General features: G+C 34.4%; 15 protein-coding genes. 5 read left to right on the forward strand and 10 right to left on the reverse strand.

The genetic code is table 11. From position 1 onward, the window contains the following. Positions 1 to 53: 53 nt before the first annotated feature. The 5 genes from EOD40_RS03650 to EOD40_RS03670 all read left to right on the forward strand — a co-directional run bounded on the left by EOD40_RS03650 (position 54) and on the right by EOD40_RS03670 (position 6,504). Positions 54 to 2,324, forward strand: a complete 2,271-nt coding sequence (locus EOD40_RS03650) for a cation:proton antiporter domain-containing protein (protein ID WP_128193937.1) — start codon at positions 54 to 56, stop codon at positions 2,322 to 2,324. Positions 2,325 to 2,327: 3 nt separating this feature from the next. Continuing rightward, positions 2,328 to 2,657, forward strand: a complete 330-nt coding sequence (locus EOD40_RS03655) for a DMT family transporter (RefSeq protein WP_128193549.1) — start codon at positions 2,328 to 2,330, stop codon at positions 2,655 to 2,657. Between the two features lie 21 nt (positions 2,658 to 2,678). Continuing rightward, entirely contained in the window at positions 2,679 to 3,437 is a 759-nt protein-coding gene (locus EOD40_RS03660; protein ID WP_128193550.1) for a sensor histidine kinase, read from the forward strand. Then, on the forward strand, positions 3,403 to 4,122 hold the full coding sequence (locus EOD40_RS03665; RefSeq protein ID WP_128193551.1) for a LytR/AlgR family response regulator transcription factor: 720 nt from the start codon (positions 3,403 to 3,405) through the stop codon (positions 4,120 to 4,122). The genes EOD40_RS03660 and EOD40_RS03665 overlap by 35 nt, the downstream gene beginning before the upstream one ends. 111 nt (positions 4,123 to 4,233) lie before the next feature. Continuing rightward, the gene (locus EOD40_RS03670) at positions 4,234 to 6,504 is read left to right on the forward strand and encodes a cation:proton antiporter (protein WP_128193552.1); all 2,271 of its coding nucleotides are present in this window, start codon (positions 4,234 to 4,236) and stop codon (positions 6,502 to 6,504) included. Positions 6,505 to 6,618: 114 nt separating this feature from the next. Here the strand turns inward: EOD40_RS03670 and EOD40_RS03675 are convergent, their stop codons facing one another. The 10 genes from EOD40_RS03675 to EOD40_RS03720 all read right to left on the reverse strand — a co-directional run bounded on the left by EOD40_RS03675 (position 6,619) and on the right by EOD40_RS03720 (position 16,163). After that, positions 6,619 to 9,111 carry a DUF5686 family protein gene (locus EOD40_RS03675; RefSeq protein ID WP_128193553.1) on the reverse strand — a complete coding sequence of 831 codons (2,493 nt, stop codon included), beginning with the start codon at positions 9,109 to 9,111 and terminating at the stop codon, positions 6,619 to 6,621. Between the two features lie 114 nt (positions 9,112 to 9,225). Then, positions 9,226 to 9,789: a ribosome recycling factor gene (frr, locus tag EOD40_RS03680; protein ID WP_128193554.1), complete on the reverse strand. Its 564-nt coding sequence runs from the start codon at positions 9,787 to 9,789 to the stop codon at positions 9,226 to 9,228. Between the two features lie 72 nt (positions 9,790 to 9,861). Then, positions 9,862 to 10,569 (reverse strand): UMP kinase, encoded by a 708-nt coding sequence (pyrH, locus tag EOD40_RS03685; protein ID WP_128193555.1) that lies wholly within the window; start codon positions 10,567 to 10,569, stop codon positions 9,862 to 9,864. A 61-nt stretch (positions 10,570 to 10,630) separates the two neighbouring features. Then, entirely contained in the window at positions 10,631 to 11,416 is a 786-nt protein-coding gene (locus tag EOD40_RS03690) for a patatin-like phospholipase family protein (RefSeq protein ID WP_128193556.1), read from the reverse strand. A gap of 195 nt (positions 11,417 to 11,611) precedes the next feature. Then, on the reverse strand, positions 11,612 to 12,556 hold the full coding sequence (locus tag EOD40_RS03695; RefSeq protein WP_128193557.1) for a peptidoglycan DD-metalloendopeptidase family protein: 945 nt from the start codon (positions 12,554 to 12,556) through the stop codon (positions 11,612 to 11,614). Between the two features lie 189 nt (positions 12,557 to 12,745). Then, entirely contained in the window at positions 12,746 to 13,297 is a 552-nt protein-coding gene (locus tag EOD40_RS03700) for a hypothetical protein (RefSeq protein ID WP_128193558.1), read from the reverse strand. A gap of 90 nt (positions 13,298 to 13,387) precedes the next feature. Beyond that, positions 13,388 to 14,086, reverse strand: a complete 699-nt coding sequence (gene truB, locus EOD40_RS03705) for a tRNA pseudouridine(55) synthase TruB (protein WP_128193559.1) — start codon at positions 14,084 to 14,086, stop codon at positions 13,388 to 13,390. Then, entirely contained in the window at positions 14,086 to 14,871 is a 786-nt protein-coding gene (locus EOD40_RS03710) for an undecaprenyl-diphosphate phosphatase (protein ID WP_128193560.1), read from the reverse strand. The genes truB and EOD40_RS03710 overlap by 1 nt, the downstream gene beginning before the upstream one ends. A gap of 70 nt (positions 14,872 to 14,941) precedes the next feature. After that, positions 14,942 to 15,181: a DUF3098 domain-containing protein gene (locus tag EOD40_RS03715; RefSeq protein ID WP_128193561.1), complete on the reverse strand. Its 240-nt coding sequence runs from the start codon at positions 15,179 to 15,181 to the stop codon at positions 14,942 to 14,944. Between the two features lie 106 nt (positions 15,182 to 15,287). After that, a complete protein-coding gene (locus tag EOD40_RS03720) occupies positions 15,288 to 16,163 on the reverse strand; it encodes a cell division protein FtsX (protein WP_128193562.1) in 876 nt (291 codons plus the stop codon). Positions 16,164 to 16,499: the final 336 nt, after the last annotated feature.

The raw sequence follows: 16,499 nt of genomic DNA on the forward strand, positions 1-16,499 counted from the left end.
AGAATTTAGCATCTTTGTGTAAAATTTAAATCAATTGATTTTGAGCTATGGTTTTGAAAAAATATAAGAATACTTTGTTTTATTTAGGGGTAACGGGAGGTTTTTCAGTATTGATTTATTGGATTATCGGACGGGGAAAGTTACTCGAATTAAAAAAAGCTAACCTTGTTGCTCATGCAGCCAATGATTCGTTTACTGATTTTGTAAATTCGATGTTACATAATCTTCAGGATCCTTTGGCTATTCTTCTGGCACAGATAGTCATGATTATTTTGGTGGCCCGCATTTTTGGTTGGTTTTTTAAAAAAATTGGTCAGCCAACAGTAATTGGGGAAATCATAGCAGGAATTGTCCTCGGGCCTTCTTTGGTAGGAATGTATTTTCCTGAATTTTCAGCGGCATTATTTCCGGTGAAATCTCTTGGGAATTTAAAGTTTTTGAGCCAGATAGGTTTGATTCTCTTCATGTTTGTCATTGGGATGGAACTCGATATAAAAGTCTTGAGAAATAAGGCAAGTGAGGCTATTGTAATTAGTCATGCCAGTATTATCATTCCTTTTTCTATGGGAATTGGTTTGTCTTATTTTGTGTATAATCAGTTTGCCCCTTCAGGTGTCGAATTTCTTTCTTTCAGTTTATTTATGGGTATTGCCATGAGTATTACGGCTTTTCCTGTTCTGGCTCGCATTGTGCAGGAAAGAGGGATTCATAAAACCCGCTTAGGTGCTATTGTTATTACCTGCGCTGCTGCCGATGATATTACCGCCTGGTGCTTGCTGGCGGTGGTAATTGCCATTGTAAAAGCGGGCGATTTTGTAGGTTCGTTATATGTGATTTCGCTGGCTTTGATGTATGTTTTAGCGATGCTTTTTATTGTAAAACCCTTCCTGAAACGAATAGGTGATTTGTATGCCGAAAAAGAAAATATAGGAAAACCTGTTATGGCTATTTTCTTTTTATTGCTGATTATTTCGTCTTATGCTACCGAGGTTATTGGGATTCATGCGTTATTTGGTGGTTTTATGATGGGAGCCATCATGCCCGATATTGCTAAATTCCGAATGATATTTATCGAAAAAGTAGAAGACGTCTCGGTGATATTATTACTGCCGTTATTTTTTGTTTTTACGGGTTTGAACACACAGGTAGGTTTGATTAATGATGCTTATTTGTGGAAAGTTACCGGTGGAATTATTGCAGTAGCCGTGATAGGTAAGTTTTTAGGCAGTGCGCTGGCCGCCCGATTTGTGGGACAGAATTGGCATGATAGTTTAACTATTGGTGCCTTGATGAATACCCGTGGTTTGATGGAATTGATTGTGTTGAACATTGGTTTAGAGTTAAAAGTATTGACTCCCGAAGTTTTTACCATGATGGTTATTATGGCTTTGGTAACCACTTTTATGACAGGACCCGCTTTGGATTTACTTGGATTTATTTTCAAAAATAAGAGTCATGCAGAGTCAGTTGAGGCAATTGAGGAAGATAAATACCGAATCTTGATTTCTTTTGGAAGCAATGAAAAAGGAAAATCTTTACTGCGTTTGGCCAATAGTTTGACTAAAAAACAAAAAAAGACTTCGGTCATTACCGCGATGCACCTGTCCCAAAGCGATGAATTGCATTCGTTTAATATGGAAGAAATCGAAAAAGAGACTTTTGAACCTATTTTTGATGAGTCTGATCATTTAGGCGTAAAGTTGCTTACCGTTTTTAAAGTAACCAATGATATCGAAACCGAGATTGCTGATGTTGCTAATAATGGAGATTACGATTTGCTTTTAGTAGGAGTAGGCAAGTCTATTTTTGAGGGAAGTTTGCTGGGTAAAGTGCTCGGTTTTACTACCCGAATTATCAATCCCGATCGCTTGATAGATAAATTCAAAGGGAAAGAAGGTTTGTTTGAAAATTCGCCTTTTGATGAAAGAACAAGACAAATTGTTGCCAGGACTAAAACTCCTTTAGGAATTTTAATAGACAATGATTTTGAAGAATTGAATCAGGTTTTTGTGCCAATTCTAAAATCGGATGACGCTGATTTGATTGATTACGTTCAGAAGATGATTTACAACAACAATTCTAAAATTAATATTTTAGACATGAATGGTCTGTTGAAAAACAATTTTGTGATTCAAAGTGCAGTATCGGTTTTGTTGCAAAAATTTCCTAATAACATCAATGTAATTTCAGATAAAGAACTGAAAGCTGCTTTTTTAAAACAACAGGATTTAATGTTAATCAGTCTGGAAAGTTGGAAATGCATTATTGATGCTAATAAGGCTTGGCTTGTGGATGTTTCATCAGTTTTAATAATTAAGGCATAGATTATGAGTTGGATTTTGTTGATAATAGGCGGTTTGTTTGAAGTAGCTTTTGCTTCTTGTCTTGGCAAAGCCAGAGAAACAGCAGGAGTGGAATCAGCTTATTGGATGCTTGGTTTTTTATTGAGTTTAACAGCGAGTATGTTTTTTTTATATAAAGCCACTCAGGAATTACCCATTGGAACTGCTTATGCGGTTTGGACGGGAATAGGTGCTGTAGGTACCGTTCTTGTTGGGATTTTGGTGTTTAAAGAACCGGCTAGTTTTTGGAGGTTGTTTTTTATAATGACGTTGATTGCCTCTATCATCGGATTAAAGTTTGTGTCGAGCCATTAATGAATTTACTAGCTTAGTATCATGCAGGAAAGCAATAACATTACGTATATCTTTTTAATCATCATCTTACTTTTGGTTGTTATTATTGGTTTTATGGTTTACCAATTAGTACAAGTCAGAAAAGCGAAGAATGAGGTTGATAAGAATTTTTATGCGTTGGAAATGAAAGTCAATGATTTGCAGTTAGAAACTTTAGAGTCCAAATTAAATCCGCATCTTTTTAAGAATATTTTGAATTCGATTCAATCTCATGCTTATCAAACCTATTTTGCTTTAGATAAATTGGCCAATGTGCTGGATTATATTTTGTACGAGAGCAAGAAGAAATTTGTCACAGCTAAGGAAGAAATTGATTTTGCACTGAATTTAATCGAAATCAACAAAATTAAAATCAGCCCGCTTTTTGAACTGAAGATAAAAAAGAATATCGATGTAGAGGATAAATTGTATTTAGAGCCTTTATTAGCGCCGTTAATTTCTATTGATTTGATTGAAAATGCTTTCAAACACGCCGATTTGCAAAATCCGGACGCTTTTATCTCGGTTATTTTTGAGTTTAAGGACAATGCTTTTGCTATGACGGTTTCGAATAAGATTTCGGATAAAAAAGTATTAAAAAAAGAAAAAAGCGGTATTGGAAACGCCACTTTAGAGAATCGTTTGCGAATTATTTATAAAAACAATTTCAAGCTCGATAGGTTTGTAGAAAACGATATTTATATAGCCCACTTAAAGATTAACTTACTTGAATACAAAACTGAAATGTTTACTTCTAGATGATGAGTTACCGGGATTAACGTACCTGAAAATGCTTTGCGAACAAATTCCTGAAGTAGAAATCGTAAAAACGTTTAATAATCCTGAAAAACTGCTGACTGAAATTCCAAATCTCGACTTTGATTTATTAATCTCAGATATCGAAATGCCCGGAATTGACGGCTTGCATCTGGCTGGTTTGTTAAAGGACAAATTAGTTGTTTTTTGTACAGCATACAAAGATTATGCAGCCGATGCTTTTACTATTGATGCAGTCGATTATATTACAAAACCGGTAAAATTAGAACGTTTGCAAAAAGCCATTTCTAAAGCTTTTGAGCGTTTCGAGAATGCTGCTAGTGCTAAAAGATTTTTTCATTTCAATACCGATAAGGGAAAGAGTTTGTTGTATTTTAATCAAATTCTATACATCAAAACCGCTTTGGGCGACAGCCGTGATAAAACGGTACTTTTGACCGATGGCAGTTTTTTGAATTTGAAAAATGTTAAATTTGATACGCTTTTGAATGAATTACCAGAAGCTGATTTTTGTCGCATCAACAAGAAAGAAATAGTGTCTTTAAAAGCGATAAAGTTTTTCAATCATAACGAAATTGTACTGCATCATTTAGATGAAAATGATAAAAACACCAGTCTTAGCCTGAGTGAAACCTATCGCGCCGACTTTTTGAAAAAGATAAAAATATAACTTATTACAAAGTTTTTCCCTCTTGTTACATAGATTAAAAATTAGGTTTAAATTTCTTTTTTTGCTTAAAAATCACTTCTGATATTTGCCAATAAATTTAAAAAATGGCGTATGACTAGTATTAAAAATTCTTTGTTTTATGTTTCTGTTATTGGTGGTTTCACAGCGTTAATCTATTGGGTAATTTCCCAGGGAGCTTCGCTTGAAATAGGTCGTCAAATTGTTCATAGAGAAATAGAAAGCGATCATTGGAATGACTTTCTGCATTCTATGGTCGAAAATTTACAACATCCCTTAGCTATTTTATTAGCCCAAATTGTTACTATTATTTTAGTGGCGCGTTTGTTTGGCTGGCTTTTTAGGAAAATTGGACAGCCTTCAGTAATTGGAGAAATGATTGCCGGAATTGTTTTAGGACCCTCATTGGTCGGGATGTATTTTCCTGAATTTTCAGCCGCTTTATTTCCAAAAGAGTCTTTGGGGAATTTGCAGTTTTTAAGCCAGATTGGATTGATATTTTTCATGTTCGTCATCGGAATGGAATTAGACTTGAAGGTGCTTAAAAACAAAGCCCATGATGCAGTCGTAATTAGTCATGCCAGTATTGTCATCCCGTTTGCCTTAGGATTAACGTTGGCTTTTTTCATTTATCCAATTTTTGCACCAATGGGTGTTGAATTTTCTTCTTTTGGATTGTTCATGGGAATCGCAATGAGTATTACGGCATTTCCTGTTTTGGCTCGAATTGTTCAGGAACGTGAAATGCAAAAAACAAAACTTGGAACCATTGCTATAACCTGTGCAGCTGCTGATGATATCACGGCCTGGTGTATTCTGGCAGTAGTAATTGCTATTGTAAAAGCGGGTTCGTTTGCCAGTTCGTTATATGTAATTGGTATGGCCGTTTTGTATGTGATTATCATGTTGAAAATAGTTCGTCCGTTTTTAAAACGTGTGGGCGATTTGAATTCAACCCGTGAGAGTTTGAATAAACCTGTAGTTGCTATTTTCTTTTTGACTCTTTTATTCTCTGCTTATGCTTCCGAATTAATAGGGATTCACGCTTTGTTTGGAGCATTCTTAGCCGGAGCGATTATGCCGGAAAACAATAAGTTCAGAAATATTTTTATCGAAAAAGTAGAAGATGTTTCTATTATTGTTTTGCTGCCTTTGTTTTTTGTATTTACAGGTTTGCGTACCCAAATAGGTTTGTTGAATGATCCGTATTTATGGAAAGTTACAGGGTTGATTATAGCCGTTGCGGTAGTTGGGAAATTCTTCGGAAGTGCTTTGGCTGCCAAATTTGTGGGACAAAGCTGGAAAGACAGTTTGGCTATTGGTGCTTTGATGAATACCCGTGGTTTAATGGAATTGGTAGTTTTAAATATTGGTTATGATTTAGGTGTTTTATCTACCGAAATTTTCACTATGATGGTAATTATGGCCTTGGTAACCACTTTTATGACAGGACCGGCCCTGGATTTTCTTAACTTCATTTTTAAAGATAAGACAACGGCGGTTCCGCTGGAAATTGGTAATAAAAGCAAATACAAGATTTTGTTTTCGTTTTCTACTCCCGATAAAGGAAAGAAATTGTTGAAGATTGCTAATAGCCTGGTTAAAAAACAAGCTGATAGTTCTATTGTTGCTGCGATGCACTGTTCGTTAAGTTCTGAGATACATTCTTTTGATGTAAAAGATCATGAACGAAAAATGCTGGCGCCTATTCTTAAAGAATCACAACATCTTAATCAGGAAGTGCTGAGTGTTTTTAAAGTAACTAACGATATTGATACCGATATTATTGATACGGCTAATCAGGGTGAATACGATTTGTTATTGGTAGGATTGGGACGCTCTATCTTTGACGAAACTTTCTTGGGTCGTATTCTTGGTTTTACTACCCAAATTGTGAATCCTGACCGATTGATAGATAAGTTTACTGGAAAAGAAGGGCTGTTTGAGAATTCCCCTTTTGATGAAAGAACACGTCATATTATTGCCAAAAGTAAAATGCCTGTCGGGATTTTTATTGACAAGGATTTAGAGGATATTGATCAGGTTTTTATGCCTATTTTCAGCAAGGAAGATGCTTTCCTGATTGAGTATGCTAAAAAATTAATCAATAATAACGGTTCTCAAATAACGGTTTTGGATGCTGTTGGAGAAGTGAAAAAGACCCGCGATATTGAAGAAACGATTCGTTCTATTGAACAAATTGCTCCAAATCACATTATGATTATGAATGACAGAACCATTAGAAAAGAGTTTTTACAAAGTCAGAATCTGATGATTATAAGTTTAGAAAGCTGGAAACATATTATAGAGGCTGACACAGATTGGCTGGTGGATGTTTCATCTGTTTTGATTATAAAACCTTAAAATAATAAAGAGGAACCCTAAGCTTACAAAAGTTTAAAATAACCGCAAATTCGCAAATTATTTATGTCTTTTAATAATTTGTGAATTTGCGGTTATTTAATTTAGCTTTTGATTTTAAAATCCTAAATTCAAAACATAACTTAGCTTGATGGCAATATTGTCTTCAAATTTGGGTAATTGATTTGGTCCGTAACGGAAAAAAGTAGTTAATCCTAAGCCATTAAAAATTTGATTCAATTCGATTCCCGATTCGAAATAACCATTGTTCAGGGTTTTGAAATTGATTCCCACATGTTCTTCAGGATGGTCTAAATCTCCCCAGGCCATTCGGGAAACTAAAACTAAAGAAGGTTTTATTTTTTTGAATATTGTTACTCTGTTAAAGGCGTGCTTGAATTGGAAGAAAGCATATTTGCTGGAGAAAAATTCATTGAAATACATGGTTTCAAAACTGTTTTTTCCGCCAAAAGTAATTCTTTGAATAATCGTTTCTTTGGTGATATTGTTAGGCGAACTATTATACAAATGCGTCAATGGAACATCGCCCAGAGCATAGCCGGCCTGGAAAAGCAAGGAAGTTTTTTGACCATTTAGATATTTTTTTTCATATTCGGTCTTGAAGTCAAACTTGCTAAAATTAAAATCGTTGTTCCATAAGCTGCCCAGAGATTGGGTGTATTGAAAGCTGAATTTAGGAAAGCGTTTCTCAATCTCAATTTGCCCTGTTGGTGTTTGCATAAAATCACTAAAAGGACTCCATTGCAGCGAAACCATAGCGGTTGTCATGGTATAATTGGTGTACAATTTATTGTTTTTATTGAAAGCGTAATCAAATTTAGGTTGGATTTCAGAATGGGCTATTTCCCAGATACTTTCTGTTTTTGGAATCTGATTGGTTTCAAAATAGCTTTTCCAGCTCACATAATTGTAAAATGTACTGATGTTGATGGGTCTGGGATCGTATATTTTAAACGGCTTTTTTTCTATTGCAAAAGAAGTACTCGCAATTTCCCGAACATCATCAGTATAAGAAATTCCAAGCCATGAGTTGGCTTGCTGGCTGATTCTTGCTGCAGTGCCAATACTCCCTTTAAACATTCCGTCTTTAGTGCCATAAGCATAGTAGCCTTCAATTCTGAAATTTTTAGAAAGAATTTCATTGGTTACACCACCTAATCCCAAGCGGAAACCTTCGTAGTTGTTGTAGCTAAAAATTTTTCGCAAATCCATGTCGAAAAAACCAATTGGTAAATAGCCGTTGATGATTTTTTTTCCAATGCGAACACGATTGGCAATCTTCTTTCTAATAGCTATGCTGTCCAGCTCACTATATGTTTTTTTAGAGCGAATATCAAAGTTGTCTTTTCGATAGCTTTCCCAAAAAGATTCGTCTTTGTTGAAGGCATTTTTCTCAATTTCGACAGCAAAAGAAGGGTTTTCAATAGGAAGGCTGTTTTTTTGAATATCAAAAATATGACTTTCAGAACGCAAATAAATATAATCCGAAGGCTGCTTTTTCCTGGAGCTGAAATCTTGTTCCATATCGCCATCAAATTGAATGGTACCGCCAAAAATAGTGATATCATCGTCATTTTGACCTTTTATAATCTGGAAGGTTTTATGCGCCGGGAACCAGATGTTTTCTTCGGGAAAGTATTCAAACTCATGGGTTCCGCTGATGTTGAGTAATCCTCTAATGCGCATAATGGCTTTAGAAATGGCAAAATTGCTTTGGTCAATGTACAAGATGCCTTCGAGTCCTTTGGCTTTACTTTTCTTTTTGTTTTTAAAGTAAATCATATAGGAACTCCTGCCGTTAATGGCTACGGTATCCAGTAGTTTATAGTTGTATTCTTTGGTAGCATCATCAGCTATTGGGCTGTTGTATTTGGTTTCGAAGAGTTCGTATTTTGGGTCGTAAATAGAAAAAGATTGCAGGTTGAAGGCAATGATTTCGTACAGCGGCTGTTTTAATCCTGCCATTTTTGTTCCCAAAATAGTTTCCTTTAGTTTGTTGTCACTAAATTGATATTGGGATATTTTTTCGGTTTGAAATAAGTGGCGTTTGCTTACCGTGTTTTTAAATTTATAATTGGTTGAGTCAATTTTATACAATGTCCCTTGCTTGTATTTCCTAATGAAAACAGAGTCTATTTTTCCTGAAATAGAATCGGGATTAGCCGAAACAATTAATTTATTATAGTTTTTAAACGAAAAACTATGAAGTCTTTTTTGAGGATTATTATTGTCTTTGAGGGCAATTGTTTTTTTGATAATTGATAAAGCTGCGTTTTCGGTAGCAATTACAACTTCGTTCAGATTGTTGGTTGTTTGAGTCAGTTTCAGATTGAAAAACTGATTGTTTTTTTGAACATCGATTTTTATTTTGCTGAAACCAATGTAAGAAACATAAAAAAAAGAAATTGGCTTGCTTGAGTTGATGTTGAATTTTCCATCTACATCAGTAATGCTATTAATGCCATTGTTTGTGGTGATTGTAGCAAATGGTAGGGCTTTGTTTGAACTGTTTTCTTTTACAATGCCTGTGATGCGAAATTGAGCCTGAAGCGAAAGCGTGAAAAAGAAAAATAGAAAGAGATGCTTCATGGTTGCTGTTTGAATCAAAACGCTGCTAAACTCAATTTGGTATGGCAAAAGTAAGAATAAAAAATCCGTCCCATTATTTTAATAAGACGGATTTTTGAATGTGCTTTTTGAAAGTTATACTTTCATTATTTCAGCTTCTTTTTGAGAAAGAAGTTCATCTACTTTTTTGATAAAAGTATTAGTCAGATTTTGAACTTCTTCTTCGGCGCTTTTACAAATGTCTTCCGAAGTTCCTTCTTTTTCTAACTTTTTAATATCAGTGTTGGCTTCTTTTCGGGCATTTCTAATCCCGATTTTAGCGTCTTCAGCCTCTGATTTAGCTTGTTTAGCTAATTCACGGCGACGGTCTTCTGTCAAAGGCGGAACACTAATAATGATTAGATCTCCATTGTTCATTGGGTTAAACCCAAGATTAGCAATCATAATGGCTTTTTCAATGGTTTGCAACATGTTTTTTTCAAAAGGTTGCAAAGTAATCGTTCTGGCATCAGGAGTGCTGATTTTTGCCACCTGGTTAAGAGCTGTTGACGAACCGTAATAATCTACAAAAACACTTCCTAACATAGCAGGAGATGCTTTTCCGGCACGAATATTTAGAAACTCTTTTTCAAGGTGAGCAATAGAACCTTCCATAGATTCCTGTGTGCTATCTAATATAAAATCAATTTCTTCAGTCATTTTTATTTCAGATTTTAGATTTCAGATTTCAGATTTCAGATTTCCTGTTATCTGTAAACTGCTATCTGCTATTTATATATTTACTACAGTTCCTACGTTTTCTCCATCGCAGATTCTTTCCAGATTTCCGCTTTGGTTCATATCAAAAATTAGGATAGGTAATTTGTTTTCCTGACTTAATGTAAAAGCGGTAGTGTCCATTACATTTAGTCCTTTTTTGATGACATCATCAAATGAGATAAAGTCAAATTTTACTGCCGAAGCATTTTTTTCCGGATCTGAATCATACACACCGTCTACGCGGGTTCCTTTTAGGATTACATCGGCATTGATTTCAATTCCACGTAAAACAGCGGCTGTATCAGTAGTGAAATAAGGATTTCCTGTTCCTGCTCCAAAGATTACGATTCTTCCTTTTTCAAGGTGTCTGTCGGCTCTTCTTTTGATATAAGGTTCAGCAATAGATTCCATTTTTAAGGCTGTTTGCAAACGCGTTTTCATGCCTTTATCTTCAAGAGCTCCCTGTAATGCCATTCCGTTAATAACCGTAGCAAGCATTCCCATATAATCTCCTTGTACTCTATCCATTCCGCTGCTTGCTCCTGCAACTCCTCTAAAGATGTTTCCTCCACCTATTACGATGGCAATTTCTACTCCTTTGGCGTGAACTTTTTTGATTTCTTCAGCATATTCAGCTAATCGTTCAGGATCTATTCCATATTGACGATCTCCCATTAAAGCTTCTCCGCTTAATTTTAGAAGAATTCTTTTGTATTTCATGTGTTTGTTGCGTTGATTGGTGCAAATATAGGGATATTCTTTTTTTCTGAAATAGGACGACTTAAATTTTATAAATTTTGTTTTCGTAACTGTATTTTGCCGCCTGATAGCCCAAATTGAAAATAGCATCCATTTTGATTTTATTGGTTTCAAAGGTGCTATAAATGCTAAGTTCTTTGGGTTGAATTATCCAGTCGCATTGAATGAATTTAGCAACATTCGAATTTTCTGAAAGTATGTCAAAAGCCCTAGTGGTTACGGCCCGGATAGAATTCAAATCCTTAGCCTCAATTTTATTGATGGGACTCACATAAACGCCAATAATCATATCGCAATCCTCTCTTAATAAATCGGTTGGAAAATGATTCAAAATACCACCATCGCTGTAATGATTTCCCTTAATTTCATAAGGAGAAATAATGCCCGGAAAAGAAGAAGAAGAAATAAGGGCATCGACAATTTTTGTTTCGGGTTCGAATATTTTTAATTCGCCTTTAATCATGTCGGTGGCGGTAATTTGGGTTGGGATTTCCAAATCAGAAAGTCTGGCATCTTTAAAAACGGCATGAAAATAATCTTTGAATGCCTCCGAATCAATCAATCCAGCCTTAGTGAAAGTTATGTGTCTCCAATGAAATAAATAAATCGATTTGAAGAAGTTTAGGATTTCTTCAGGTGTTTTTCCCCAGGCATACATGGCACCCACAATTGAACCGGCACTGGTTCCTGCAATTTTATTGGGACGAATGTTTTTTTCTTCTAAGAATTTAATAGCACCCGCATGGGCTAAACCTTTTGACCCACCACCCGAAAGTGCCAAACCAATTGATTTTGAATTTAAGTTCATTTTTTGGGTAGTTTTTATAAAATTACAATTTTTAGTGGTTCGGAAGTAATTTTATAAGGATGAAATTAATTTTTTTGGGACACAGATAAAACGGACTAAGCAGATAATTTTCTGCTTAGTCCGAAATGAAATTCGACGAAGTCAATATGGGACTATTCAAGCATCAAAGATTCAATATTTTATGTTTTTGAAATCCTATTTAGTTGATAATTTTACTCTTTCATCCAATTCTTTTTTTGTTAGTTCCTGACGGATAATATTTTCTGGGGTTTCTACAGTGTAATTTTTGTATTCGTATATTCTGCCGTCTAAAGTCACTAAACCGGTATTGGTGTAAAACAAAGGATCTATCTTTTTTGGGATTCGTGTGTATAAATCTTTTTTCTTGTCTGGGAAAACATCTTTTATATAGGCTTTATAATAAATGTCAAAAAAAAGATGGTATTGATTATCTATGCTTTTTTCTAGTATACCTAAAAAAGTTGTTGGTAAAACGGTTTGTCCAATTTTTACAGTGATGGCGTCTTTTTTAAATCCTGAATAAAAGGCATAAGTTCCATCTTCGTGTTCTATGATAATAGAATTCCTTTTTTCGTCAAAAATGGAATAACTTTTGGGGTCAAAATCATAAACATTTATTATATCAATTACGATTCCTTTTCGCATGGCATGAATGGTTTCTGTTTTATTAGATTCAGAAAAATTTAAACAGTGTGCATAATGCGTATTACCTTCGTTGAGTTCGTTCATGATAGTCATAACTGTTGAAATAGTAATATTTTCCCCTTTTTTAAAAGGCAATAAGTAGGTGAAGTTTTTGTCAATATCAGGTTTTGGGTTTCCTTTTATATAGTAAGGTTCGCAAATAAATTTAATTTTCTTTTCTTGTTTTATGGGTTTCAATTGGAATAAAAATCCTGAATTCTCTTTAACATTTCCCTCGTATTGAAATTTGGCTGTGTTTTTTAAGGATTCGAAATTTATTATGAGGTGGAATGTTCCTGGCGTACTTTTTTGATAATAGAAATCACAGGAATTATCAGCGTTATGAATATAAGTAACTTGAACACCATCTATTTGGGCATAAGTATTAAAACCAGAATAAAAAAGAAGGAATAATGTAAATATTTTGATATTCATGTTTTATTATTTGGATTAATTGTGCAAATTGTTTAGTCTGATTTTAAAAATTGGCTCCTGAAATTTTAGGAACTAGGGTATCTGCATTTCAAAACAAATCTAATAAAAAAACATTTAGTTTTTCTTACAAAATAAAAAGCACAGCTTTCACTGTGTTTCTAAGATTTTAATGATGTTTTTTATAGTTATCTATTTGTCGGCGTTATCGGCTTTGTTTTTTGATTTTTTTGTAAACCAGATACTCGAAATACCTAAACTAACGGTGGTTACTTTTTCTGGGGTATCCAAACTAAATCCGTATTGTGTTAGTTCTATAAAAAAGGCAATGCCTTCGATATGTTCTAAGCCTAAACTAATTTTCTTATAATCGCCGTGTAGATTTCCGCGACCTAAAATAATTGATTTTCCGTAATCTGTTTGAATGTATAAGAATCCTTCTTTATCTATTTTTAGGCTTATTTTGAGATTGGCAAATGCAGGAACTACGACCAATTTTTTAGATGCAACCCAGTCAATGCCGGAATTTAAACCAACGGAAATAGTTTTGTTGAAATGAATACCTTCTCCAAATTTAAGGCTTAAGCCGTTTGGTGTAAACCAATTGGAGTCATCGTCATCTCTGTCTATATTTTCTTTTAAAGGAACTGATACACCAAATTGAGTATAGGAGCCTTGATCAAATTGGGCAAAAAGAGGCCATGAGAAACCGACTGTAATTAGTAAGCAAGCTAAGGTTTTCATATATAGATTTTTAAATTATCGATATAGAGTTTCTGTAAACAGATTCCTTATTCTTATTGTACTAAGTTAAGCAATTTTTTAAGGCGGAAATTAGGAATTGGATTTTAAATTATCTTCGAAAAGAGTAACATCGATTGCGTTTTTCACATCGTAATCGCCAATCTTTGTTCTTCTTAACACGGTTAAGTGCGAACCTGAATTCATCGCTTTTCCAAAATCATAAGCCAAAGAACGGATGTAAGTTCCTTTACTGCAAACGACTCTAAAATCGATTTCAGGTAATGCAATTCGGGTAATTTCAAATTCGTGAATGGTAGTTTTTCTGCTGGTAATTTCAACTTCTTCACCTGCACGGGCGTGTTCGTACAAACGTTTTCCGTCTTTTTTTATCGCAGAAAAAATAGGTGGTTTTTGGTCGATTTCGCCTAAAAATTGCTTCACGGTTTCGTGAATTAAGTCTTCATCGATATGAGCTGTTGGGAAAGTAGCGTCGATTTCGGTTTCTAAATCATAGGATGGAGTAGTGGCTCCAATATAAAAAGTACCGGTGTATTCTTTGGCCTGTCCTTGAAGTTCAGCGATTCTTTTGGTAAACTTTCCAGTACAAATTAATAGCAATCCGCTGGCTAGAGGATCTAAAGTACCAGCATGACCTATTTTGAATTTTTTTGGTAAACCTACTTTGTTAATAAGCAGGTATTTTAATTTATTCACCGCCTGAAATGAACTCCATTTCAATGGTTTGTCTATTAATAAAACTTGTCCTTCTAAGTATTCTTCGGGCGTCATTAGATTACAGTCAGTGGGTGAATAAAATAATGAATAATCAATAAGATTAATCCAGCGGCAATACGGTAATAACCAAAAAGTTTAAATCCTCTTTTACTTAAAAAATCAATAAAAGATTTTATAGCTAAAAGGGCTACTATAAAAGCCACAATGTTTCCAATAATTAATATGTTTATCTGGTTGTGTGTTAATACATAACCGTCTTTGTAATAATCATAACATTTTTTTACCGTTGCACCTAACATGGTAGGAACGGCTAAGAAAAAAGAAAATTCGGCAGCTGAAGTTCTGAATAGTTTTTGAGACATTCCGCCCACAATGGATGCACCACTTCGTGAAACTCCTGGGACCATGGCTAAACATTGGAACAATCCAATTTTGACTGCTTTAGTATAAGTGATTTCAGTTTCTTCTGAATTACTGAACCAGTCGTCTACTTTTAATAAAATGATTCCACCCACTAATAATGAGATGGCTACGGTTACAGGATTTTCTAATAAGGCATCGATTCTTTTGCTGAAAAGCAAACCAAAAATAACTGCGGGAATAAAGGCTACCAATAATTTGAAATAGAAATCAAAAGACTGGAAAAAGCGCTTGTAATAAAGTATCAAAACCGAAAGGATGGCTCCTAACTGGATTACAATAGTAAAAAGCTTGGTAAAATCGTCTTGTGCAATTCCGTAAAAAGAAGAAGCAATAATCATGTGTCCGGTTGAAGAAACAGGAAGAAATTCGGTAATTCCTTCTATTATAGCCAGAACAATAGCTTGTAATGTATTCATTTTATTTTTGATTTTAGAGTGTAGATTTTAGTTTCAGTTTTGCCAACTGAACACTGTATTCTTAACACTGCTAACTATTTTTCTTAGGATTTTTTAAAATAGCATAAACTGTGATTCCAAAACCAATTAGGACAGTCGTTGGTGCTAATCGGATTCTTCTAAAGTCAAAAATAGCATCGCTGTACACTTTAGGATCGTCGCTGCCACCACCGGACATTAATATGAATCCAAGTACAATTACACCAATTCCAATCAACAGAATTTTGTAGTTTATTTTATCGAATAAGAATTCTTGTTTGTCGTCTTTCATCTTTTATTGTGAGGAACGACTTGTCCGCCGTGGCGGAAGCAATTTCATTCCTGTATTTTTTAAAGTTTTTATTTTTTTAAATCGTTCTTTAATGATTTACTGAATACTAGTATAAATCGTCAGTTCTTAGGTTTAAGAAACGTTGCGTAGCAAAATGGGTACTCAACCAGGTGATTAAAACTCCAAATCCAAAAACTGCTGCAAAAACCAGTAAGATAAGTACTTTATCATCTAAGATTCCTAAATTGGGAAAGTTGGTTTGTACATAAGATAAAACACCTATCAAGGCTAAAATAGCCAATGCGGCTCCAAGCATTCCCAGTTTTACACTTCGCATTACAAAAGGTTTTCTGATGAAAGACTTTGTAGCGCCTACCATTTGCATGGTTTTAATGATGAATCGGTGGGAATAAATAGAAAGACGAAGCGAACTGTTGATCAATAACACAGCGATAAAAGTCAGAAATACGCTGACGATTAAAATCCACATACTTACTTTTTTGATATTGTCGTTTACTAAATTCACTAATTGTTTGTCGTAAACAATGTCAGAAATCATAGGGTTAGTACGCAATTGTCGTTCTATTTTGGCTACACTGTCTTTTTCTACATAAGCCGCTTTGATGTGGATGTCATAAGAATTCTGTAGCGGATTTTCGCCTAAGAAAGTCAGGAAATCTTCTCCAATAATATCGGTATGTTGTTTCGCCGCTTCTTCTTTGCTCACATAAACAATAGACTTTGCATAAGGTGCTCTTTTTAATTCGGTACCAAAACTTTTCAGGATGGTATCATTGGCTTCATTTTTAAAGAAAACCGTCATGGCGATTTTTTCTTTAAAGTCGTCAGCTAATTTTTTAGAATTAATAATGAAAAGCCCTAATATTCCCAGTAGGAATAAAACTAGGAAAATGCTTAAAACTACCGAAAAATAAGAGGAAATTAACCTGCGTTTCTGAAACTTATCAAATGAAGAACTCATAGTTTACTTTAATTATGGGGTAAAAATAATAAAGAATTTCTTTATTTAAAGTTAATAACGTTCAAAGTTTCAACTTTCGTGTTACAAAATGTTGCTTTTAAAGTATTAATACTCGTTGGGTGAAATTATCCAAAACGTCAGTTCGAGTGTTTTTTGCGTAATGAAATGAAGCAAAAAATGTATCGAGAACCGTTTTTGATTCTAAATTTTCTTTTTTGCTTGATCAAAAAAGAAACAAAAAAATCAAGTCTTACGCTCCCTCGTCGGTCAAATTAGTTTTCGAATGCTAAAAGAAAAGAAACTCGCTACGCTCAAACAGCTTTTCTTTTTACGCAT

The organism is Flavobacterium sufflavum, assembly GCF_004016525.1.
In the GTDB taxonomy this organism is placed as follows: Bacteria; Bacteroidota; Bacteroidia; order Flavobacteriales; family Flavobacteriaceae; genus Flavobacterium; species Flavobacterium sufflavum.